Annotated in this window: 26 protein-coding genes; 22 read left to right on the forward strand and 4 right to left on the reverse strand. The window is 69.2% G+C overall.

Annotated features, from left to right (window positions below; genetic code table 11):
* Positions 1–2 precede the first annotated feature (2 nt).
* From B0E52_RS09190 to B0E52_RS09235, 10 genes are all read left to right on the forward strand, one after another.
* Positions 3–539 carry a GNAT family protein gene (locus B0E52_RS09190; protein ID WP_077483653.1) on the forward strand — a complete coding sequence of 179 codons (537 nt, stop codon included), beginning with the start codon at positions 3–5 and terminating at the stop codon, positions 537–539.
* A 60-nt stretch (positions 540–599) separates the two neighbouring features.
* Positions 600–1688, forward strand: coding sequence for a chorismate synthase (gene aroC / locus B0E52_RS09195; RefSeq protein WP_077483533.1), 1089 nt, complete (start codon positions 600–602; stop codon positions 1686–1688).
* 20 nt (positions 1689–1708) lie between these two features.
* Positions 1709–2095 (forward strand): hypothetical protein, encoded by a 387-nt coding sequence (locus B0E52_RS09200; protein WP_077483534.1) that lies wholly within the window; start codon positions 1709–1711, stop codon positions 2093–2095.
* Between the two features lie 3 nt (positions 2096–2098).
* Positions 2099–3130, forward strand: coding sequence for a D-glycerate dehydrogenase (locus B0E52_RS09205; protein ID WP_077483535.1), 1032 nt, complete (start codon positions 2099–2101; stop codon positions 3128–3130).
* Positions 3131–3145: 15 nt separating this feature from the next.
* Positions 3146–4174, forward strand: a complete 1029-nt coding sequence (locus B0E52_RS09210) for an aspartate-semialdehyde dehydrogenase (protein WP_077483536.1) — start codon at positions 3146–3148, stop codon at positions 4172–4174.
* The gene (locus B0E52_RS09215) at positions 4171–4467 is read left to right on the forward strand and encodes a hypothetical protein (RefSeq protein ID WP_077483537.1); all 297 of its coding nucleotides are present in this window, start codon (positions 4171–4173) and stop codon (positions 4465–4467) included. The genes B0E52_RS09210 and B0E52_RS09215 overlap by 4 nt, the downstream gene beginning before the upstream one ends.
* A 184-nt stretch (positions 4468–4651) precedes the next feature.
* Complete coding sequence (locus B0E52_RS09220) at positions 4652–6949, forward strand: FimV/HubP family polar landmark protein (protein WP_077483538.1); 2298 nt, start codon at positions 4652–4654, stop codon at positions 6947–6949.
* Positions 6950–7211: 262 nt separating this feature from the next.
* Entirely contained in the window at positions 7212–7982 is a 771-nt protein-coding gene (gene truA, locus B0E52_RS09225; protein ID WP_077483539.1) for a tRNA pseudouridine(38-40) synthase TruA, read from the forward strand.
* On the forward strand, positions 7979–8602 hold the full coding sequence (locus B0E52_RS09230; RefSeq protein WP_077483540.1) for a phosphoribosylanthranilate isomerase: 624 nt from the start codon (positions 7979–7981) through the stop codon (positions 8600–8602). The genes truA and B0E52_RS09230 overlap by 4 nt, the downstream gene beginning before the upstream one ends.
* Complete coding sequence (locus tag B0E52_RS09235; protein ID WP_077483541.1) at positions 8599–9603, forward strand: cupin-like domain-containing protein; 1005 nt, start codon at positions 8599–8601, stop codon at positions 9601–9603. Before B0E52_RS09230 ends, B0E52_RS09235 begins: the two co-directional genes overlap by 4 nt.
* On the opposite strand, the gene B0E52_RS09240 is transcribed toward B0E52_RS09235, so the two are convergent.
* Positions 9594–10490 carry a LysR family transcriptional regulator gene (locus B0E52_RS09240; protein ID WP_077483542.1) on the reverse strand — a complete coding sequence of 299 codons (897 nt, stop codon included), beginning with the start codon at positions 10488–10490 and terminating at the stop codon, positions 9594–9596. The two genes, B0E52_RS09235 and B0E52_RS09240, sit on opposite strands and share 10 nt — an antisense overlap.
* A gap of 103 nt (positions 10491–10593) precedes the next feature.
* Between B0E52_RS09240 and trpB the strand changes: the two genes are divergently transcribed.
* The 3 genes from trpB to accD all read left to right on the forward strand — a co-directional run bounded on the left by trpB (position 10594) and on the right by accD (position 13557).
* A complete protein-coding gene (gene trpB / locus B0E52_RS09245; protein ID WP_077483543.1) occupies positions 10594–11805 on the forward strand; it encodes a tryptophan synthase subunit beta in 1212 nt (403 codons plus the stop codon).
* Entirely contained in the window at positions 11802–12602 is an 801-nt protein-coding gene (trpA, locus tag B0E52_RS09250) for a tryptophan synthase subunit alpha (protein ID WP_077483544.1), read from the forward strand. Before trpB ends, trpA begins: the two co-directional genes overlap by 4 nt.
* 85 nt (positions 12603–12687) lie before the next feature.
* Positions 12688–13557, forward strand: coding sequence for an acetyl-CoA carboxylase, carboxyltransferase subunit beta (gene accD / locus B0E52_RS09255; protein WP_077483545.1), 870 nt, complete (start codon positions 12688–12690; stop codon positions 13555–13557).
* 278 nt (positions 13558–13835) lie between these two features.
* Here accD and B0E52_RS09260 read toward each other — a convergent pair whose 3' ends face one another.
* The 3 genes from B0E52_RS09260 to B0E52_RS09270 all read right to left on the reverse strand — a co-directional run bounded on the left by B0E52_RS09260 (position 13836) and on the right by B0E52_RS09270 (position 16402).
* Positions 13836–14393 carry a phosphatase PAP2 family protein gene (locus tag B0E52_RS09260; RefSeq protein ID WP_077483546.1) on the reverse strand — a complete coding sequence of 186 codons (558 nt, stop codon included), beginning with the start codon at positions 14391–14393 and terminating at the stop codon, positions 13836–13838.
* A complete protein-coding gene (locus B0E52_RS09265; protein WP_077483547.1) occupies positions 14362–15522 on the reverse strand; it encodes a glycosyltransferase family 1 protein in 1161 nt (386 codons plus the stop codon). Before B0E52_RS09265 ends, B0E52_RS09260 begins: the two co-directional genes overlap by 32 nt.
* A gap of 91 nt (positions 15523–15613) precedes the next feature.
* Entirely contained in the window at positions 15614–16402 is a 789-nt protein-coding gene (locus tag B0E52_RS09270) for a transporter (protein ID WP_077483548.1), read from the reverse strand.
* A 96-nt stretch (positions 16403–16498) separates the two neighbouring features.
* On the opposite strand from B0E52_RS09270, the gene B0E52_RS09275 reads away from it, so the two are divergent.
* The 9 genes from B0E52_RS09275 (at position 16499) to hisG (ending at position 22456) form a co-directional block, all read left to right on the forward strand.
* Positions 16499–16813, forward strand: coding sequence for a hypothetical protein (locus B0E52_RS09275; RefSeq protein ID WP_077483549.1), 315 nt, complete (start codon positions 16499–16501; stop codon positions 16811–16813).
* Between the two features lie 55 nt (positions 16814–16868).
* Positions 16869–18269, forward strand: a complete 1401-nt coding sequence (gene gltX, locus B0E52_RS09280) for a glutamate--tRNA ligase (RefSeq protein ID WP_077483550.1) — start codon at positions 16869–16871, stop codon at positions 18267–18269.
* Between the two features lie 22 nt (positions 18270–18291).
* A complete protein-coding gene (locus tag B0E52_RS09285) occupies positions 18292–18570 on the forward strand; it encodes a hypothetical protein (protein ID WP_077483551.1) in 279 nt (92 codons plus the stop codon).
* Positions 18571–18607: 37 nt separating this feature from the next.
* The gene (locus B0E52_RS09290; protein ID WP_077483552.1) at positions 18608–19120 is read left to right on the forward strand and encodes a transcriptional repressor; all 513 of its coding nucleotides are present in this window, start codon (positions 18608–18610) and stop codon (positions 19118–19120) included.
* Between the two features lie 124 nt (positions 19121–19244).
* Positions 19245–19697: a MerC domain-containing protein gene (locus tag B0E52_RS09295; protein WP_077483654.1), complete on the forward strand. Its 453-nt coding sequence runs from the start codon at positions 19245–19247 to the stop codon at positions 19695–19697.
* A gap of 55 nt (positions 19698–19752) precedes the next feature.
* Complete coding sequence (locus tag B0E52_RS09300) at positions 19753–20712, forward strand: cation diffusion facilitator family transporter (protein WP_077483553.1); 960 nt, start codon at positions 19753–19755, stop codon at positions 20710–20712.
* Positions 20713–20787: 75 nt separating this feature from the next.
* Positions 20788–20949: a 30S ribosomal protein THX gene (locus B0E52_RS09305; RefSeq protein ID WP_077483554.1), complete on the forward strand. Its 162-nt coding sequence runs from the start codon at positions 20788–20790 to the stop codon at positions 20947–20949.
* A 281-nt stretch (positions 20950–21230) separates the two neighbouring features.
* Positions 21231–21566, forward strand: a complete 336-nt coding sequence (locus tag B0E52_RS09310; RefSeq protein WP_077483555.1) for a YerC/YecD family TrpR-related protein — start codon at positions 21231–21233, stop codon at positions 21564–21566.
* Complete coding sequence (hisG, locus tag B0E52_RS09315; RefSeq protein WP_077483556.1) at positions 21563–22456, forward strand: ATP phosphoribosyltransferase; 894 nt, start codon at positions 21563–21565, stop codon at positions 22454–22456. The genes B0E52_RS09310 and hisG overlap by 4 nt, the downstream gene beginning before the upstream one ends.
* The last annotated feature ends 5 nt before the right edge of the window (positions 22457–22461 follow it).

The raw sequence follows: 22461 nt of genomic DNA on the forward strand, positions 1-22461 counted from the left end.
TCATGGAACTGGCGACGGCGCGCTTGCGGCTGGATGCGCTGCGGGAGGGCGACGCCGAGGCCTTGTTCCGCTATCGCGCCGATCCCGAGGTTTGCCGTTACCAGGGTTGGCGGCCGGCCGTACTGGCCGATGTCGAGCGTTTCATCAGGGACCAGTCGGTGATGGCCGCGCCATCGCAAGGCCAGTGGTTGCAGCGCGCCATCCGCCATCGCGACGACGGTGCGTTGATCGGTGACCTCGGCTTCTGCCTTGCCGACGCACAAGCCGAATTCGGCATCACGCTGGCGCCCGCTGCCCAAGGCAACGGTTACGCCCGCGAGGCGCTGCATGCGCTGTTCGGCTGGCTGTTCGGCGAGCTGGGCATCCATCGCGTGCATGCGTCGGTCGATCCACGCAACGCACCGAGCATGGCCTTGCTGCAGGCGATCGGCATGCGCAAGGAGGCCCATTTCCGCGAAAGCCTGCGGTTCCATGGCACATGGGTCGACGATGTCGTTTTCGGGCTGCTGGCGAGCGAGTGGTCCGGCATCGCCGGGTAAGGGCGCAGGGATTGCTGCATTGCGGTAAGCTGTAGCGGTTTTCTTTGGACGTCCAAACCCGTGTCCAGCAACTCCTTTGGCAAGCTCTTCACCGTCACCACCTTCGGCGAAAGCCACGGGCCGGCCATCGGCTGCGTGATCGATGGCTGCCCGCCGGGCCTGCCGATCGGCGAGGAAGAATTCCGCCACGACCTCGATCGCCGCGCCACCGGCAAGAGCCGCCACACGTCGCAGCGACGCGAGGCGGACGAAGTGGAGATCCTCTCCGGGGTGTACGAGGGCAGGACCACCGGCACGCCGATCGCGCTCTTGATCCGCAACACGGACCAGCGCAGCAAGGACTACGGCGACATCGCCTCGACCTTCCGTCCTGGCCATGCCGACTACACCTACTGGCAGAAATACGGCATCCGCGACCCGCGGGGCGGCGGGCGCTCCTCGGCGCGCGAAACCACCATGCGCGTGGCCGCCGCGGTAGTCGCGAAGAAATGGTTGCTCGAACATCACGGCGTGCGCGTGCGCGGCTACCTGGCGCAGCTGGGTGACATCGCACCGGCCGGTTTCGATTGGGAGGCGGTCGAGCAGAACCCGTTCTTCTGGCCCTGCACCGAACAGGTGCCGGCGCTGGAAAAGGCCATGGACGCCTTGCGCAAGTCCGGCGACTCGGTGGGCGCGCGCGTCAGTGTGGTGGCGGAGGGCGTGCCGCCGGGCTGGGGCGAGCCGGTCTATGGCAAGCTGGACGGAGATCTCGCCAGCGCGCTGATGTCGATCAACGCGGTAAAGGGCGTGGAGATCGGCGACGGCTTCGCCGCCGTGGTTCAGCATGGCAGCGAGCATCGCGACGAAATGCGTTTGGACGGCTTTACGTCCAATCATGCCGGTGGCATCCTTGGCGGCATCAGCACGGGGCAGGCGGTGGTCGCCTCGATCGTGCTGAAGCCCACGTCCAGCATCCTGATCCCTGGCCGCAGCGTGAACCTGGCTGGCGAGGCGGTGGACGTGGTCACCAAGGGTCGCCACGACCCCTGCGTCGGCATCCGCGCCACGCCGATCGCGGAGGCGATGATGGCGCTGGTGCTGGTGGACCATGCCTTGCGCCATCGCGCGCAGTGCGGCGACGTGGGCGTGATGCAGCCGCGCATCGTCTGAAGGCAGCCGGAGGATGGGTCATGGTGACATTGTCGAAGCTTGAGCACGCCCCGTTGCGGGATGCCCTCAGCGACGCGATCCGTTACTGGGAGTCGCGCCGCATCGCCTTCAATCTGCTGCTGGCCGTCGTCGTCGTCGGATGGATCGTTGCCGCATGGCCGTATTTCCGCGGCGCGCTGACGTTCGAATCGGTGCTGCCCTTGGTCGTGCTGGCGGTGCTGGCCAATGCCTGTTACTGCGCGGCCTACCTGGCCGACTTGCCGATGCAGTGTTCAGCGTACCGGGCGACCTGGCGCCGCCGGCGCTGGATGCTGTGGACGTTCGGCACCTTGTTCGCGATGGCCTTGGCCTATTACTGGATGGCCGACGAGATCTATCCCGCCGTCCGCACGATGGCGGGGGCGTGACCGATGCCGACACGGCCGCGCGTATGGGTCTCGCGCCCCACCTTCGACGACGTGATCGCCCGGTTGGAGCCGCATTTCGAGGTGACGGCCGAGCCGAAGGAGACAAAGTTCGGCCCGACCGAGTTGGCCGCGAAGCTGGCTGATTGCGATGCCGCCATCGTGGGACTGAAGGAGCGCGTCGGCACGGCCGAGCTGGCCGGCGCGAAGCGGCTGCGCATCGTGGCCAACCTTGGCGTGGGTTACGACAACCTCGATCTCGCCGCGCTTGGCGCCGCCGGCATCGCCGCCAGCAACACCGCGGACGTGCTCAACGAGAGTGTGGCCGACTACGCCTGGGCACTGCTGCTGGGCGCGTCGCGGCGCATGGGCGCCGCCGAGCGCTGGCTGCGCGCTGGCGAGTGGCGCGCCACCGAATTCAAGGGCTGGCTGGGCACCGACGTGCGCGGCCGCACGCTGGGCATCCTCGGCATGGGCCGCATCGGCCAGGCGATCGCGCGGCGTGCGCAGGGCTTCGGCATGCCGGTGCTCTACCACAACCGCTCGCGCCTGCCCGAGGCCGTCGAACGCGATTGCCGCGCCCGCCTTGTGGACAAGGGCACCCTGCTGCGCGAGTCAGACTGCCTCATGCTGGTGCTGCCGCTGACGCCGGCCACCCGCCATGCCATCGGCGCCGCCGAGCTGGCGCATATGAAGCCCACCGCGGTGCTGGTGAACGTGGCGCGCGGCGGTATCGTGGACGACGCAGCGCTGGCCGCTGCGCTGCGCGAAGGCCGCCTCGCCGCAGCCGGGCTGGACGTGTTCGAGGGCGAGCCGCGGGTGCATCCGGATCTGCTGGCGCTCGACAACGTGCTGCTCAGCCCGCATATCGCCAGCGCCACGACCGATACCCGCCGCGCGATGACCGCGGTGGCGGTGGACAATGTGCTGGCGTGTTTCGGCCACGGCCCGCACGCAGGGCCCCCGCCGAACCTGTTGAACCCCGAAGCGCTGGCCGCGGCCGGCGTGATCTTCCCCATCCACCCAAAACTTACCTGAGTAGAGCCGCACCCGATGAGCAAGAAGAGCAGTTACAAGGTTGCGATGGTCGGCGCCACCGGCGCCGTGGGCGAGACCCTGCTCGCCATCCTCGCCGAGCGCAATTTCCCGGTCAGCGAGCTGGTGCCGCTGGCCAGCGAGCGCACCGCCGGCAGCCAGGTTTCGTTCGGCGGCAAACAGGTGACGGTGAAGTTGCTGGACACCTACGATTTTGCCGGGGTGGACATCGCTTTCTTCTCGGCCGGCGGTTCGGTGAGCAGGGTGCATGCGCCGCGTGCGGCCGCCGCCGGTGCGGTGGTGATCGACAACACCTCCGAGTTCCGCTACCAGGACGACATCCCGCTGGTGGTCAGCGAGGTGAACCCGCACGCCATCGCCCAATACACCACCCGCGGCATCATCGCCAACCCCAACTGCTCGACCATGGGCATGCTGGTGGTGCTGGCGCCGATCCATCGTGCGGTGGGCATCGAGCGCATCAACGTGGCTACCTACCAGTCGGTCTCCGGCGCGGGTCGTTCGGGCATGGAGGAGCTGGGCAAGCAGACCGCGGCCCTGCTCAACTTCCAGGACGTGGAGTCGAAGAAGTTCCCCAAGCAGATCGCGTTCAACGTGATCCCGCACATCGACGACTTCCAGCCCAACGGCTACACCAAGGAAGAGATGAAGATGGTGTGGGAGACGCGCAAGATCCTGGAGGACGAGTCCATCGCCGTGAACCCCACCGCGGTACGCGTGCCGGTGTTCTACGGCCATTCCGAGGCGGTGCACATCGAGACCCGCGACAAGATCACCGCGGAGCAGGCCCGCGAACTGCTGGAGCAGGCCGAGGGCGTGGTGGTGATGGACGAGCGCAAAGCCGGCGGCTATCCCACCCCGGTGGGCGACGTGGCCGGCAAGGACCCCGTGTTCGTGGGTCGCATCCGCGAGGACATCTCGCACGAACATGGCCTCGACCTGTGGGTGGTGTCGGACAACATCCGCAAGGGCGCGGCGCTGAACGCGGTGCAGATCGCCGAACTGCTGATCGAGGACTACCTGTGAGGCGCGGCCTGTACTGGCTGGCGCTGGCCGGGGCGCTGGCGGTCACGCCGCTTTGGGCGCGCGCGCAGCAGTCCGCCGACACCCTCGCCTCCAAGGCCGTACGCAAGCAGACGGCTGCGGTGGCCCGGCAGCGTGCCGAGGTGCAGCGCCTGCAGCGCGACGTCGCCGCACAGGAGTCCGGCAGTCGCGTGGCCGCCGGGCGGCTCAAGCAGCAGGACGCGGAAATCGCCGAACTGCAGCGACAGCTGCAGACGGCGCAGCAGTCCGGGGCGGCCGCCGGCAAGGGGCGCTGAGGGTCGCCGAGCGTCCGCCGGGCCCGCGGCAGGTTCTGGAATGCGCGACAGCAATACGTCGCAAGTCTGCGATCCGGCTATTGTTGATCCGTCCGCATCTAACTAAAGTGGCGCCTCGGTCGGGCGAAGCGCCGCCATCGTGGCGGCCTCACCAGAGGCCACGGCTTGTTCGGGGGAACGCGTGATGAATCGTTCGTTGAAACTGCCGCTGCTGGTGGCATTGGCCCTTGGCAGCGGCCATGCGCTGGCACTGGACCTGGGCCAGATCCAGGTCAAGTCGGCGCTGGGCCAGCCCCTGCTGGCGGAGATCCCGGTGCAGAAGGCCACGCCGGCCGAGTTGCAGCAGCTCAACGTGCAGCTGGCGTCGGGCGAGGAATTCGCACGCGCCGGGGTCGCCGGGGGGCGACCCACGATTCCGCTGCGTTTCGACGTGGTCGATGGCGGCAACGGCCACAAGGTCATCCGCATCACCAGCGATGCGGCAGTCAACGACCCCTTCCTCGACCTGCTGATCGAGATCCATGGTGGCAGCGGCAAGAGCGTGCGCGAGTACACCATCCTGCTCGATCCGCCGGGCAACAGTTCCGCGCCGACGCGGGTCGCATCGCGTCCGTCCGCACGCGCGGGCCGCTCGGCGGCTGCCGCGCCGGCTGCGCGCGAGGCCACCCACGCGGGTTCGGGCGAGCAGGTGGCCAACGGCCGCTTCGGGCCGGTCGAGCGTGGCCAGACCCTGTCCGTGGTGGCCCACCAGACGGCGCCGGCCGGCGTCGACCTCAACCAGATGCTGCTCGCTCTGAAGCAGGCCAACCCCGACGCGTTCTACCGCGACAACATCAATGCGCTGAAGGCCGGCGCAGTGCTGCGCATTCCCGACAAGGCCGCCGCCGAAGCGGTCGCGGTGGCCGCCGCCGCCGCGGAAGTGCGTCGCCAGAACGGCGACTGGCGCAGCGGCACGGTGAGCAGCTCGCCGGTGAGCGTGGCCGACGCCGGCACGCGTGCCACCACGTCCAGTTCGCCCTCGGGGGCCGCGGCCAGCGCCGGCGACCACTTGGCCCTGGTGCCCGCGAAGCAGGGCGGCAAGGCTGCCCCGACGGCGTCCGGATCGGACAAGAGCAATGCCTTGCGCCAGGACCTGCTGCGCAACCAGGAAGCCATGGCCAACCTGCAACAGCAGGGCGAGGACCTGAAGTCGCGACTGAAGGACCTCAACGACATCAACAGCAAGAACGAACGTCTGCTGGCGCTCAAGGACAACGAGATCGCCGAGCTGCAGCAGAAGTTGGCCGCGGCACGCAAGGCCGCCGGCCAGCCGGCGGAGCCGGCGCATGCGGCCACGGCGGGCGTTTCGATGGCGGCCGCCGCGGCCGGTGCGAACGCATCGAAACCGGCGGAACAGCCGGCCAGCGCCGCCTCGGCCCCGGCTGCCGGCAGCGAGGCTGCGGCTGCCACCGCGGCCTCGACCGCCAAGGCGGAAGCGCCGGCCGCCGCGTCGACCGCTCCTGCCGCGAGCAAGCCGGCCGCCACGCCGGCCAGCACCACGCCGATCAAGCCGACGGTCATCAAGCCGGCGGCACCGGTCGCCGGCGAGGAACCCTGGTATACCCAGCTGTGGGCGCAGGCGCTGGGTGCCGCCGTCATCGTGCTGCTGTTGTTGGGCGCGCTGCTGGGCCGCCGCCGCAAGGCGAAGCCCGCGGCCGCCTCGTCGAAGCTGGCGCCGTCGCTGGCCGATCGCTTCGGCGATGCGGCGCCTGCCGACGGTGGCGACGATGTCGACCAGAACATGCTGCTCGACCAGCTGGCCGAGCATCCCGACGACATCGGCCTGCACCTGGAACTGGTGAGCCTGTATTACGGCCGCCGCGACGTCGAGCGCTTCGAGGCGGCCGCCGAGGCCATGCATGCCCACGTCACCGACCCGCAGCAGGAAGAGTGGCAGGACGTGGTGCACATGGGCGAGGACCTTGTGCCCGGCCATCCGCTGTTCGCCGGCCACGACAGCCTGTCGTCGGACGAGGTCGAGGCGCACCATGGCTTCGACATCGACCGGTACGCCGCCGAACCCGTCGCCGCACCGGTGTCCGCGCCCGCATCAGCCGGCCCGCCGCCGCTGCCCGCGAATCCGGTGAAGGTGAGCGAGTACAACTTCAACTTCGACCTGACGCCGGCGCACGAATCGGCGTCGAAGCGGACCGACGGTGCCGAGCCGACCGCGACGCATCACGCCGCCGACGAGGATGCGACGGTATTGCGCGAGACGGCGTCGAACTGGCACTTCGATGAGCCGGAAGTGCAGGCGGCCGGTCACGACATCGAACCGCGCGAGTTCAGCGACGACCCGGCGGACACCAAGCTCGATCTGGCGCGCGCCTACCTCGACATGGGCGATCCGGACGGTGCCCGCGCCATGCTCGAAGAGGTGCTGCACGAGGGCAGCCAGACGCAGCGCGACGTGGCCAAGCGCATGCTCGACGATCTGCATTGATCGGCGTGCCATACGCTTGAATCCCGAACGGGCCGGCCATGCCGGCCCGTTTGATTTTGCGACAACCGTCCTTGGCGGTTTCCCTTCGGGCCATCGCTGGCGCGATGTCAAAAATCGCTCCGGGCGATTTTTTCGCGACCAAGGACGATCGCAAGGTTCGAGGAGTGTGGCCATGGACGGCCGCCCATTTGATTTTCGCGATCAGGGACGATCGCAAGGAAGATGCCTGCTACGCTGCGCACTTTCCGCATTCTCCTGATCCATGCGCATTGCCCTGGGCATCGAATACGACGGCACCGACTTCCTCGGCTGGCAGCGCCTGAGCCATGGGAACACGGTGCAGGGCGCGCTGGAAGCTGCCCTGTCGAAGGTGGCTGCGCAGCCGGTCGAGGTGACCTGCGCGGGACGCACCGATGCCGGCGTGCACGGCCGCTGCCAGGTGGTGCATTTCGATGTGCCGGTGGAGCGCGAGATGCGCGGTTGGCTGCAGGGCGCTACCTCCAACCTGCCGCGCAGCGTGGCGGTGCTGTGGGCGCAGCCGGTGGCCGACGAATTCCACGCGCGCTTTTCCGCGCGCAGCCGGCGCTATCGTTACACCATCCTCAACCGGCCGATGCGCGCGGCGCTGGATGCACGTTACGTCACCTGGGAGCGCCAGCCGCTGGACGCCGCGCGCATGCATGCCGCTGCGCAGGCACTCGTGGGCGAGAACGACTTTTCCGCGTTCCGCGCGGTGTCCTGCCAGGCCGCGCATCCGCGCCGCTGCGTGCTGGCGGTGGGCGTGCGTCGAGAGGGCGAGCAGGTGATCGTGGAGATCGAGGCGAACGCCTTCCTGCACCACATGGTGCGCAACATCGTGGGTTCGCTGCTGCCGGTGGGGCGTGGCGAGCAACCGATGGCATGGATGGCCGAACTGTTGGCGGGACGCAATCGCGAAGTGGCCGGGCCCACCGCGCCATCGACCGGGCTCACTTTCATCGGCCCGCGCTACGAGGTGCACTGGGGCCTGCCCGCCGAGGTGAGCCAGTCATGACCCGCATCAAGTGCTGCGGCATGACCCGCGTCGAGGATGCGCTGCTGGCCGCGCGCCTCGGCGCCGACGCGATCGGCCTGGTGTTCACCGCGCGCAGCAGACGGCGGGTGTCGCTGGAACAGGCGCAGGCGATCCGTTACGCGCTGCCGCCGTTCGTGGACGCGGTGGCGCTGTTCATGGACGACGAGGCGGACTTCGTCGCTGAGATGGTCGCGGCCGTGCAGCCGGACCTGCTGCAGTTCCATGGCGGCGAAACCGACGACTGGTGCGCGCAGTTCGGCCAGCGCTACCTCAAGGCCATCGCGATGGGCGAGGGCGCAAGGGCACTGCCGCGGTTGCACGATTACCCGCGCGCCGCCGGATTGCTGCTGGACGGCCACGCTGCGGGCGAGGCCGGCGGCAGCGGCAAGGCCTTCGACTGGTCACTGCTGTCGCGCGACCTCGCGCAGCCGGTGATCCTCGCCGGCGGCCTGCACGCGGGCAACGTGGGCGCGGCGATCCGTGCGGCCCGGCCGTGGGCGGTGGACGTGGCCAGCGGCGTGGAATCGGCGCCCGGCATCAAGGATGCGGCGAAGCTCGAGGCATTCGTCCGCGCCGTGCGTGCGGAGGCCCCGCCGTGACCGCTGCCATCGACGAATACCCGGCGGACAGCGGCAGCTTCGGTGCGGCGGACCTCGTCGATCGCGAGCGCCCGCTGGTGATCCGTGGCCTGGCGCGCGACTGGCCCGTCGTGCAGTTGGCGCGGCAGTCGGACACGGCATTCGCGCAGCGGCTGGCCGAACTGGACAACGGCACGCCGGTGGACACCTTGCTGATTCCGCCGCAGTACGACGGCATCGTGGGTTACACGCCTGACCTCGGTGCGTTCAACTACGCGCACCACCGCGTCACGCTGACCCAGGGACTGCAGCGGCTGGCACAGTACAGCCGGCAGGAACACGCGCCGGGGCTGGCGATCCAGAGTGCGCTCATCGACGCCTGCCTGCCGGGCTTCCGCGAGGAGCACGCGTTGCCGTTCATCGATGCCAGCGTGCAGCCGCGGCTGTGGATCGGCAACCGGGTCACCACGCCGGCGCACTTCGACGCCTATTCCAACATCGCCTGCGTGGTGTGCGGCGCGCGGCGTTTCACGCTGTTGCCGCCCGAGCAGTTGCCGAACCTGTACATCGGCCCGCTGGATTTCGCGCCCACCGGCGCGGCGATCGGCATGGCCCGGCTGGATAGACCGGACGACCCGCGCTATCCGCGCCTGCCGCTGGCGCTGGCCGCGGCGCAGGTAGCGGAGCTGCATCCCGGCGACGCGATCTACATCCCGCCGATGTGGTGGCATCACGTCGAATCGCTGGAACGGCTCAACGCGCTGGTGAACTACTGGTGGCAGCCCACCACGGCGGCGGGCCGTTCCTCGGATCTCGCGCTGGGCGCGCTGTTCCACTGCATCCTCGGTTTCGGCGCGCTCACGCCCGGCGAAAAGGCGGGCTGGAAGAACCTGCTCGACCATTACGTGTTCGGCGACGGCGATGCCGCCGCGCACATTCCGGCAGAACGCCGCGGCATGCTCGGTTCCATGACGCCCGAGCAGGTGGAGCAGCTGCGCCAGCGCATCCGGCGCTATCTCTGATCCGAGAGTTCCGTGCGCAGCCAGGCGGCCAGCGCCGTGATGCGGCTGTCGTCGGCGTGCCGCGAACTTGCCAGCACCCAGCGCGCCGAAGTCTCGCGGAAACCCCAAGGCGCGAGCAGGCGGCCGCTGGCGAGGTCGTCGGCCACCAGCGGCTGCGGCGCGATCGCCACGCCCAGCCCGGCGGCGGCGGCTTCGAGCAGGAAATAGAGGTGGGGCAGGGCCTGGGTCTGCTGCAGCGACTCGGGCGGCAACTCCATCGCGCGCGCCCACTCCGGCCAGGCTTGCGGGCGCGAGGCGGTGTGCAGCAGCGGCTCGTCGCACAGCGCGCTGGCGGGCAGTTCGCGCAGGCGCTCGGCGCCGGGATAGCGCGGGCTGAGCACCGGGCCGATGCGCTCCGGCGCCAGTTCGTGCACCTGCCAGCCCACGGGCCAAGGCGGCGCGGCCAGCAACAGCGCGGCATCGACGTCGGCCAGATGCCCGGCGACCGGTTCCTCCTGCACGGCGAGGTGCAGAGTCAGCGCGGGCAATTCGTGGCGCAGGCGTTCCAGCCGCGGAATCATCCAGCGTGCCAGCACGCTGCCGGAGCAGCCCAGCACGAAGGCCGCAGTAGCGCGGGCATGGCGCAGCTGCAGCCACGCTTCGCGCAGCTGTCCGAACGCGATGCTGCATTGTTCGCGCAATTGTTGCCCGATCACGGTGAGCGCCACGCCGCGTCCCTGGCGCACGAACAGCGGCTGGCCCAGCGCCTCTTCCAGCGCGCGCACCTGGCGGCTTACCGCGCCGTGTGTCACGTGCAGCTCCTGCGCGGCGAGGCTCATGCTGCCCAGCCGCGCAGCGGCCTCGAAGGCACGCAAGGCATTCAGCGAGGGCAGGTCACGATCCGACATGCTGTGAGTTTAGCTCAAGTCTCGTGGCGATCTTTTCGCTTTTCCGCACGCAGGGTCGGCACTAAGGTGTGAGCCTGTCGCCGCTTTTTTCGCTGGAATCGTCATGCAAGAAATCCGGGATTTCCACGCCTTTCCCGACGCCCAAGGCCGCTTCGGCCAGTTCGGTGGCAGCTACGTGGCCGAGACCCTGATGGCGCCACTGGCCGAACTCACCGAGGCCTACCTGCGCCTGCGCGACGATCCGGCCTTCATCGCCGAGCTCGACCGCGACCTCACGAACTATGTAGGCCGGCCCAGCCCGGTCTACTTCGCCGAACGGCTGACCCGGCACGTGGGCGGCGCGCGCATCCTGCTCAAGCGCGAGGACCTGAACCACACCGGTGCGCACAAGATCAACAACACCGTGGGCCAGGCGCTGGTGGCGCGGCACATGGGCAAGACCCGCATCATCGCCGAGACCGGCGCGGGCCAGCATGGCGTGGCCAGCGCCACCGTCGCGGCGCGGCTGGGCCTGCAATGCGTGGTCTACATGGGCGCGGTGGACATCGAGCGGCAGAAGATCAACGTCTACCGCATGAAGCTGCTCGGTGCCGAGGTGGTGCCGGTGACTTCCGGCTCGAAGACGCTGAAGGACGCGCTGAACGAGGCGATGCGCGACTGGGTCACCAACGTGGCCGACACCTTCTACATCATCGGCACCGTGGCCGGCCCGCACCCTTATCCGCTGATGGTGCGCGACTTCAACGCCATCGTGGGTCGCGAGGCGCGCGCGCAACTGCTCGATCAATACGGCCGCCTGCCCGACGTGCTCACCGCTTGCGTGGGCGGCGGCTCCAACGCGATGGGCCTGTTCCATGCCTTCCTCAACGACCGTGGCGTGCGCATCGTGGGCGCCGAGGCGGCGGGTGAGGGCATCGCCACCGGTCATCACGCGGCCTCGCTGGCCGCGGGGCGCCCCGGCGTGCTGCACGGCAACCGCACCTACGTGCTGTGCGACGACGACGGCCAGATCACCGAGACGCACTCGATTTCGGCGGGCCTCGACTACCCCGGCGTCGGCCCCGAGCACGCCTTCCTCAAGGACGCCGGCCGTGCCGAATATGTGGGCGTCACCGACGACGAGGCGCTGGCAGCCTTCCACCTGCTGTGTCGCACCGAGGGCATCCTGCCCGCGCTGGAATCCAGCCACGCGGTGGCGCAGGCGATCAAGCTGGCGCGCGAATACCCGAAGGACGGCATCGTGTTGTGCAACCTCTCCGGCCGTGGCGACAAGGATGTGCACACGATTGCTGCGCGCGAAGGAGTGACGGTATGAACCGCATCGACCGCCGCTTCGCCGCGTTGAAGTCCGCCGGCCGCACCGGCCTGATTCCGTTCGTCACCGCGGGCGATCCCGCGCCCGAGCACGCCGTGGCGCTGATGCACGCGCTGGTCGAGTCCGGTGCCGACCTGATCGAACTGGGCGTGCCGTTCTCCGATCCGATGGCCGACGGTCCGGTGATCCAGCATGCCAGCGAGCGGGCGATCGCGAAAGGCGTGGGCCTGGCCGACGTGTTGGGCTGGGTGGCCGAGTTCCGCCGCCGCGATGTGGACACGCCGGTGGTGTTGATGGGCTATCTGAATCCGATCGAGATCCATGGCTACGTGCGTTTCGGCGAAGAGGCCGTGCAGGCCGGCGTGGACGGCGTGCTGCTGGTGGACTGCCCGCTGGAGGAATCGGCGGTGCTGGCGCCGCTGCGCGACGCGGGGCTGCGGCAGATCCTGCTCGCCGCGCCGACCACGGCACCGGAACGCCTGGCGAATCTGTGCAAGGCGGCCGAGGGCTTCCTCTACTACGTCTCCTTCGCCGGCATCACCGGCGCTGCACGCTTGAGCACGACGGACATCGCCGCACGCGTGGCCGATATCCGCAGCCATGCGAACGCGCCGGTGGCGGTGGGCTTCGGCGTGCGCGATGCCGGTAGCGCGAAGGCCATCGCCGGCTTCGCCGATGCGGTGGTGATCGGCAGCGCGCTGGTGGAGCGGCTGGAGGGTGTGGCGTCGGCGACCGAGGTCGCGGATCGCGTGCTGGGCTTCCTGGCGCCGATCCGCAGCGCGCTGGATGCCGGCTGATCGGACGGTGCGCGACACCACACGCCGGCGTCCGGAGCGCCCCTTCGTTCTCGGCTAGAATGCGCGCTTCACCAGAGGCGCCGCTATGAACTGGTTGCAGAAAATCATGACCCCGCGCACGCACACGCAGGGTGCTTCCGCCGGCAAGGGCAAGGTGCCCGAGGGCGTGTGGGAGAAGTGCGCGGGCTGTGGTTCGGTGCTGTACAAGCCGGAGCTGGAGCGCAACCTGATGGTCTGCGCGAAGTGCGGCCACCATCACGCCATCCGCGCCCGCACCCGGTTGCTCGCGTTGCTCGACGAGGGTTCCACGCAGGAACTGTGGCCCAGCATGGAGGCCACCGACCCGCTGAAGTTCCGCGACTCCAAGAAGTACCGTGACCGCATCGTGGCCTCGCAGAAGTCCAGCGGCGAGAAGGATTCGCTGGTCGCGATGAGCGGCAAGCTGAAAGGCCGCCCGCTGGTCGCCACCGCGTTCGAGTTCGGTTTCGTCGGCGGTTCGATGGGCTCGGTGGGCGGCGAGAAGTTCGCCCGCGCCGGCGAGCGCGCGCTGGCCGAGAAGAGCGCACTGGTGTGCTTCGCCGCCAGCGGCGGCATGCGCATGCAGGAAGGCCTGTACTCGCTGATGCAGATGGCCAAGACCTCGGCGGTGCTGGCGAGGCTGCGCGATGCCGGCGTGCCCTACATCAGCGTGCTGACCAACCCGTCCACCGGCGGCGTTTCCGCCAGCATGGGCATGCTGGGCGACATCAACATCGGCGAGCCCAAGGCACTGATCGGCTTTGCCGGCCCGCGCGTGATCGAGCAGACCGTGCGCGAGACCTTGCCCGAAGGCTTCCAGCGCTCCGAGTTCCTGGTCGAGCACGGTGCCATCGACATGATCGTCGACCGCCGCGAGATGCGCGACAAGCTGGCCGACCTGCTCAACCTGATGCAGAAGGCGCCGCGCGCGGCATGAGGTTTGCCGGATGCTGGTTGCACGATGCCGCCGCGAGGCGGCATCGTCGTTTCCGCATCCGTGTTTTCCACAGCCGGTGTGGATGCCTGCCGGACAAAGCTGTGGACAAGCCGCATTCACCGCTTTGGCGACAGGCACTTGGCACGCATTGGTGAATTTCTGCGCAGTGCGTTGCGCGTTTTCCACAGCGATTGTGGAAGCGCCTGGGCACAGCCTGTGGACAGGTGTCGCAAGTGCCTGATCGCGCAACACCACGCGACGCGTTGCGCAGGAGTTGCTCAGGCGAACGCGGACACGGCGTGCACCAGCCACAGCGACAGCGCGCCCAGCGCGCCACCGATGCCGACCGCGGCCAGCACATCGCTGGGATAGTGCAGACCGAGGATCACCCGCGACGCGGCGACCAGCGCGGTGAACGCCAGCAGCGGCGGCGCGAGCAGCGGATACCAGGCCAGTGCCACCACGGTGAAGCCCACCGCCTGCAAGGTGTGGCCGGAGGGAAAGCTGAACTCGTCCAGCGGGGGCACGTGCGCGATCACGCCGGGGCAGGTGTGGAACGGGCGCGGCCGACGCGTGTGCTGTTTCAGCAGGCGGTAGAGCAGCAGGGCGGCCAGCCCGGTGGCGGCCATGTGCGCAGCGGCGAGCAGCCCGCGCCAGCCATCCAGCGCGACCAGCGCCAGCATCAGCGCATACCAGAACAGGCCGTTGCCGAGCCGGCTGATCGCACCGAAGAACACGCCCACCGCGCGCCGCTCGCCCCAGCGGTTCGCCGCCACGCACACGCGGCGATCGAAGGCGAGGCTTCTAAGCATGGATGCCGACGGTAGCGTGCCCATGGTCGCGCTCCTCGGCCAGTTCGCGCAGCAGGGTTTCGAATTCGCGTATCACCATTTCCGGCGACAGCCGCGCCATGCTCTCGTGCGCGGCCCGGCCCATGTGGCGGATCAGGCCGGGGTTGCCCGCCAGCCTGATCGTCGCCTCGACGAAGGCGGCCGCTTCGCCGGTGGCGATGCAGTAGCCGTTGTAGTTGCTACGCAGGTGGTCGCGCGCCGCGCCTTCGCGGTAGGCCACCACCGGCAGGCCGCAGGCCAGCGCCTCCAGGATCACGTTGCCGAAGGTCTCGCTGAGGCTGGGGAAGGGGAAGAGGTCCGCGCTGGCGATGTACCGCGCCAGTGCCTCGCCGCGCTGCACGCCGGCGAAGATGAAGTCCGGATGCGCGGCCTGCAGCGCGGCGCGCGCCGGGCCGTCGCCGACCCACACGTAGCGCATGCTTGGCAAGTTTTGCTGTGCGGCGCGGAAGGCCTCTACCGCCAGTTCGAGGTTCTTCTCCGGCGCGACGCGGCCCACGTACAGCATCACCGGCGTGCCGGCGACTACGCGCCATTGCGCGCGCAGCGCCGGATCGCGCCGGCCGGGATGGAACAGGCGCGTGTCCACTGCGCGGCGCAGCAGGCGTGCATTGTCCACGCCCAGCTCGGCCAGTTCCTGCGCCAACGCATCGGTGGGCACCAGGGTGGCGGCGGCGCGGCGATGGAAGCGGCGCAGGTGAGCGCGCACCAGCGGCGTGAGCCAGCGCAAGCCGTAGTGGCCGGCGTAGCTGTCGAAGCGCGTGTGGAAGCCGGTCGCTGCCGGGATGCCGAGCGCGCCGGCCACGCGCAACGCCGACCAGCCCAGCGGGCCTTCGGTGGCGACGTAGATCGCGTCCGGACGCTCCAGCGTCCAGCGGTCATGCAGGGCCTTGCCGGCCGGCAGCCCGAAACGCAGGCCGGGGTAGCGCGGCAGCGCCACGCCGCGCGTGAGCAAGGTGTCGAAGCCCGGCTCGGCAGCGCTTTGCCGCATCTGGCGCGGCCGTACCACGTCGATGGAATGGCCCCGTGCGGCGAGCCCGGCGGCGAGTCCGTGCACGGTGAGCGCCACGCCGTTGATCTCCGGTGGCCAGGTTTCGCTGACGATCCCGATGCGCATGACGGCGGCCCTCGCGTGGATTGCCTGCAGTGTCGTGGCACCGGTTTGCGCGGGCGTGGCGGCCGCATGACGCGCCGATGACGCGGCCGGCTCAGCGGCCGAAGTACACCGATACGCCGAGCCCGGCCTGCCATTCGTCGGCATGGCCGGACAGGCGATGACGCGCGCTGGCGTCCAGTTGCACGCGCGGTGTGGCCTGCCAGGCCACGCCGGCACCGGCCAGGCCGCCGTGGCCCGTCGTGGCGTCGTGCAGCAGCGCCGCTTCGGCGTAGACGTTCAGCGTGGACGTGAGCGCGTAGCCTTCGTTCAACGCCAGCAATGAGCTGTCGCGGCCGCCGGCCCGCACATCCTGCAGGTACAGCGCCGCGGTGTTGCGCGCGTTCCATTGCCAGTTGAAGTCGGCGCCGAGCAGGTATTGCCGCTGCGGATTGCGGAACGCGCGCGCACCGTCGGTGAACTCCACGCTGCCCAGCAGGCCCCAGCTGAAGGCGCCGGTAGCGGGCAGGGCGAATTTCACGCCCAGCGTGCTGTCGCCGCGGCCGTCGCTGTGAAGGTCCGTGCCCCCGCCACTCTGGCGCAGGCGATTCCACGAACTGCCCAGTTGCAGTTCCAGCGGGCCGCCCAGGCCCACGCGCAACAGGCCGTCGGTGGTGTATTGCGCGCTGGCGACGCCTGCGTCGCGGCCGCGGCTCCAGTCGGGCAGGCCCTGTTCCCAGGTGACGTCGCCGGTCCCGAGCACGGCCGGCGTGAAGCCGAGGCCGGGACGATCGTAACCGGGGTTGTCGTCGGCCCGCGCCGCGTGAGGCAAGAGCAACGCGAACAGCGCAGCGAGTGCGGCAGGGATGTATCGGTGGCGATGGCCGTTTCGTCGGGATCTCATGCCGGGGTTCCGTGGTCGGGGCGATGTCGCCATGGCGGTCACCACGGGCGAGCGTACTATGTGGCCGAGCCCATCCGATCCCCACGGAGGTGCGCCATGCAGCGCATGCTGTTCGTCCTCATCCTGGGCATGCCCGGTGCTGCCTGGGCCGGTCTGCCGATGCAGCAGGATGCGCCGGCGCCGCCCACTGCAGCGAGCCACCATCCGCGCCTGTTCGAGGTGAAGTTTGTCTTGCGGCCGGCGCCGAAGCAGGGCGAGGGCTTGCCGCGCATCCGGTTCGACAACCAGGCGGCCGGGATCGTGCCGGTGTCTCGGTACCGGCAGGTCTATCGTCGACTCGGCTTGCCCGGCCCCGGCCCGAACGTGGAAATCTGCGAGAGCTGGGCCTGCGAGACCTTCGTCCAGCGCTAAACGCCGCGCGGCCATCGGGTAGAATCACGTGTTTCCAGTCGTTGCCCATGCCCCGATGACCGTCCGCACCCGTTTCGCCCCCAGCCCCACCGGTTTCCTGCACATCGGCGGCGCGCGCACCGCGCTGTACTGCTGGCTGGAGGCGCGCCGGCGCGGCGGCGAATTTCTGCTGCGCATCGAGGACACCGACCGCGAGCGCTCCACCGACGAAGCGGTGCAGGCGATCCTCGACGCGATGGCCTGGCTGGAGCTTTCGGCCGACGCGGCGCCGGTGTACCAGACGCATCGCCTGGCCCGCTACAAGGAAGTGGCCGAGCGCCTGCTCGCCGAGGGCAAGGCCTATTACGCCTACGAGAGCAAGGAGGAGATCGAGGCGATGCGTGAAGCCGCGATGGCGAAGGGCGAGAAGCCCCGCTACAACGGTTACTACCGCGACCGCAACGAACCCTGTCGCGACGACCCGAACCGGGTGATCCGCTTCAGGAACCCGCTGGAAGGCTCGGTGGTGTTCGAGGACAAGGTCAAGGGCCGGGTGGAGTGGGCCAACGCCGAGCTGGACGACCTGGTGATCTTCCGCTCCGACGGCTGGCCCACCTACAACTTCGCCGTGGTGGTGGACGACATCGACATGGGCATCACCGAGGTGATCCGCGGCGACGACCACGTCAACAACACGCCGCGCCAGATCAACATCTACAAGGCTCTCGACAAGCCCGTGCCGGAGTTCGCGCACCTGCCGATGATCCTCGACAAGGAGGGCAGGAAGCTCTCCAAGCGCACCAATTCGGTCAGCGTGATGGAGTACCGCGAGGAAGGCTACCTGCCGCACGCGATCCTCAATTACCTCGTGCGCCTCGGCTGGTCGCATGGCGACCAGGAGATCTTCTCGCGCGAAGAGATGATCCGGTTGTTCGACATCGCCGATGTCAACAAGGCCGCCTCGCGCTTCGACACCGAGAAGCTCAACTGGCTGAACCAGCATTACCTCAAGACCGACGAGCCGGTTTCGCTGGCCCCCGAGTTTGAATGGCATCTCGCTCGCGCCGGCATCGACGTGGCGCACGGCCCTGCACCCGCCGACGTCATCGTGGCGTTGCGCGACCGCGTGCACACGCTCAAGGAAATGGCCGAGCGCGCGAAGCTCTGGTACGGGCCGATCGCCGAGTGGGACGACAAGGCTGTCGCCAAGCACCTGAAGAACGACAGCGCCGTCGCCGTGCTGGAGGCGGCCAGGGGCTTGCTCGCCGCCGTCGAATGGAAGCCGGAGGCTATCCATGGATTGATCGAGCAGGTGGCCGCGAAGCTGGAACTGGGCATGGGCAAGATCGCCCAGCCGCTGCGCGTGGCGATGACCGGCACCCAGGTGTCGCCGTCGATCGACCATACCGTCTATCTGTGCGGTCGTGCCGAGGCGCTGAAACGCATCGACCACGCACTGACCCTGGCGCGCGGCTGAGGCCGGCGAGCGGGACGGCGCCGTGCATGAGCTGCTGACCCGCGCCATGCAGGGCGTCGATCCGGACGCGCCGGGCGCGTTCTGGCACGTCTTTCTCAACCTGTGGGCGATGGTGCCCTGGGCCGCGCTGTTCTGGTGGAACCTGCTGTTCGTGGCGGTGGGCGCGCTGCTGGGCTGGTGGCGCGGGCGCCTGTGGGAAGGCGTCGCCTGGGCCTGGGTGCTGGGGCCGATCGGCTGGATCGTGCTGTGGCTGCGCACGCGCGTCCGCGCACGCTCCGTGCCGCCGCCACTGCCGCGTTGATTCGCCGGGTGGTGCCCATATCTTCCCGTTGGCGGGCATGTATGATCCCCGCGAGGAGAGTCCCTTGGCACACGACGCCATCCACAAGCCGCACGCCCATCATTCGCATCACCACGACGCGAAGGGTTTCGTGCGCGAGGTGGCGCATGTCAGCGAGGAGCGCGGGCTGCGCCTGACCCCGCTGCGCATGGAGGTGCTGGAGCTGGTGGCCGCCGCAGCCAAGCCGGTGAAGGCCTACGACCTGCTCGACCAGTTGCGCGAGAAGCACGGCAACGCGGCGCCGCCCACGGTGTACCGCGCGCTGGATTTCCTGCTGGAGCAGGGCTTCATCCACAAGCTGGAATCGATCAACGCCTTCGTCTCCTGCCATCACCCGGCCGAGGCGCACCAGGTGCCGTTCCTGATCTGCGACGTCTGCTCCGGCGCCGAGGAAGTCTGCGACGAACGCGTCGCGGAACTGATCGAGGCGCAGGCCAAGGCGCTGGGCTTCCGCGCCCAGGCGCAGACGCTGGAAGTGCACGGCGTCTGCAAGCGTTGCCGCAAGTCCTGATCCCGTGTTGTCGCCGGCCGGCGCGACCGCTTGTGCGTCTTGATTGTTATAAAGTAACATTGATCGCATGGACAGGATCGCAAGCTCCGCCGAAGCCGACAGCGTGCTGCTGGACCCCATGGCGATGGGGTCCGTCGCCGTGGGCGACGCGACGAAATCCGCGCGCTGGTGGCATCTGGCCGACCGCGTGGGCGCCACCGCCTCGTTCCTGTGCGCGATCCACTGCGCGCTGTTGCCGTTCGTGCTGACCGTGTTGCCGCTGCTGGGCCTGGGTTTCCTGGCGGGGCATCGCTTCGAGCGTGGTTTCGTGATGTTCGCCGGCACGCTGGCGCTGTTCGCCCTGCTTGGCGGCTATCGCCGGCATCGCCGGCCATTGCCGTTGCTGCTGGCCGTGCCGGGCCTGGCGTTGCTGCTGCTCGGCGTCACCTGGGCGACGGACTACTCGGTCGTCGTGCACAGCGTGATGGTCACCTGCGGCGGCCTGCTGCTGGCCTCGGCGCATTTCGTGAACCTGGCCATCGATCGCCGGCATGGCCGTGCCGGCGCACATGTGCACGGCGCGCAGTGCGCGCACTGAAGCCCGCGCCTCGCGGTGATTGTGTAACGCCGTCCACGCTTCCTAGCATGCGCGCATGAGCGCCACGCCTTCCTGCCAGCACGACCATCCGCATTCGGCGGCGACGCCTGATCACGAGCACGCATCGCATGCCGGCATGCGCGGCCGCAAGCTGCTGCTGGCCTTCGTGCTGACCACGCTGACCATGCTGGCCGAGGTAGCCGGCGGCTTGTGGTCCGGCTCGCTGGCCCTGCTCACCGACGGCGGCCACATGATGGTGGACGCGCTGGCCCTGCTGATGGCCTTCATGGGAGCGCGCATGGCGTTGCGGCCGGCCGACGCGCGGCGCAGCTACGGTTACGGGCGGATGGAGGTGCTGGTCGGCTTCGTCAACGCGCTCAGCCAGTTCGTGCTGGTGGCCTGGGTGGTGTGGGAGGCGGTCCAGCGCCTGCTGCATCCGGCCGCGATCCTGTCGGGCCTGATGCTGGTCGTGGCCATCGTCGGCTTGCTGGTGAACCTCCTGGTGCTGCGCAGCCTGCACGGGCATGCGCACGACGACGTGAATCTGGCCGGTGCCAGCCTGCACGTGCTGGGCGACCTGCTGGGCTCGGTGGCGGCGGTGCTGGCCGCGCTGGCGATCCGCTGGTTCGGCTGGCTGTGGGCCGATCCGCTGCTGTCGCTGCTGGTCGCGGTGCTGATCCTGGGCAGTGCGTGGCGCCTGCTGCGCCGTTCCGCCCACATCCTGCTGGAGGGCGTGCCGGACGGCATGGACAGCGCCGAGGTGGAAGCTGCGTTGCGCGGTGCCGATGCCTCGATCCGCGGCATCCACCACCTGCACGTATGGCAGCTGGCCTCCGGTTCGCGCATGGCCACCCTGCATGCCGAGCTGCACGACCCGGCCGCCGCCGCGCAGGCGCTGCGCGCGATCCACCGGCTGCTGGGCGAGCGTTTCGGCATCCAGCACGTCACCGTGCAGATCGATCCGGAAGCCTGCCTCGACCAGCCGCAGGGCTGCGCCGGCCACGGCCGCGGCTGAGTTCGCCGCTCCCGGCTATGGCGCCGGCGGCGGCGCTGCTATCATGATCCGCCATCACGCATTGAGGAGATTCCCATGGGCAAGGGCGATCGCAAGACCCGTCGCGGCAAGACCTACCGCGGCAGCTACGGCAACACCCGCGTGCACGGCGCGCAGCCTGCCGTGGTCGGCGCCAAGCCGACCGTGACCAAGCCGGCCGCTGCGAAGAAGGCCGCGCCGAAGAAGAAGTCGGCCTGAGCCGCTTCCACCACGTGTCACGAAGAACCCCGCCAAGGCGGGGTTTTTTGTGCCCGTCGTTCCCGGAATTCCTGGACGGACCCTTGCCGGTCGCCCCGGGCCATCCCCGATGCAAGGCGGGACGCCGATGCCGGCGATTTTGCGCGAGCTCGTCGGGTTGGGCGCATCGATCGACGCGCATCCCGTGACGACGCGCTGAACGCGCCATGGCGCCTGCCGCTTGCGCCGGGCGCCGACGCTCCCTACAATGCCGCTCCACTGTACTAACGCGTTAATACATTATGAAACGTCGATCGCTGGATCCGGAGACGCCCGTCGAGTCGGCCGAGCTGAGCCTGTGCGAGGCCTTGCTGTCGCTGAAGGGGGCGGAGGAGATGGATGCCTTCCTGCGCGACTTGTGCACGCCGGCCGAGCTGGAGGTGCTGGTGGATCGCTGGCGCGTGGTGCCCTATCTGCTCGACGGCGTGGCCTATCGGGAGATCCACGAGCGCACCGCGGTGAGTATCACCACGATCGGCCGGGTGGCGCGCTTCCTCACCCAGGGCAACGGCGGTTATCTGGCGGCCGCGGCGCGCGCCTCGCGCCGCCGCGCCAACGCGAAGAAGGTGCGCGCATGAAGCCGCGCGACCGCCTGCGCATCGCGATGCAGAAGTCCGGCCGACTCACCGAGCCGGCGCTGGAACTGCTCAAGCGTTGCGGCCTCACGTTCCGGCAGAGCCGCGACAAGTTGTTCTGCTTCGGCGAAGGCGAGCCGGTGGACCTGCTGCTGGTACGCGACGACGACATTCCCGGCCTGATCGCGCAAGGCGTGTGCGAGCTGGGCATCGTGGGCCGCAATGTGCTCGACGAATTCCGCCTCACGGCGGGACCGGAGAGCGAGCCGCTGGCCGAGTTGCGGCCGCTGGGCTTCGGGCGCTGCCGGTTGTCCATCGCCGTACCGCAGGAATTCGATTACCGCGAGCCGGTGCAACTGGCCGGGCGGCGCATCGCCACCTCGTATCCGGGCCTGCTCGGCGCCTGGCTGCGCGAGCGTGGGGTCACATCCGGCGTGGTGACCCTGGCCGGCTCGGTGGAGATCGCGCCGAAGCTGGGCACCGCGGACGCGATCTGCGACCTGGTGCAGAGCGGCGGCACCCTGGTGGCGAACCAGTTGCGCGAGGTCGACGTGCTGCTGGAGAGCGAGGCGGTGCTGGCCGGTCCGCAGAATCTGCCGGCGGACGAGCGTGGCGACTTGGTCGCGCTGTTGCTGAAGCGGCTGGACGGCGTGATCCAGGTGCGCGAATCGCGCCTGCTGCTGCTGCAGACCCCGCGCCATGCCCTGGACGCGGTGACCCGATTGCTGCCCGGCGGCCCGCAGCCGACCCTGCTGCCGGTGGCCGGCCAGCCCGACCAGCTGATGCTGCAGGCGCTGTGCGCGGGTGAGGTGAGCTGGCGGCAGCTGGAAGAGATCAAGAAGGCCGGCGCGCGCGAGATGTTCGTGTTGCCGGTGGAGAAAATGCTCGCATGAAGAGC

The organism is Rhodanobacter sp. C06 (genome assembly GCF_002001105.1).
In the GTDB taxonomy this organism is placed as follows: domain Bacteria; phylum Pseudomonadota; class Gammaproteobacteria; order Xanthomonadales; family Rhodanobacteraceae; genus Rhodanobacter_A.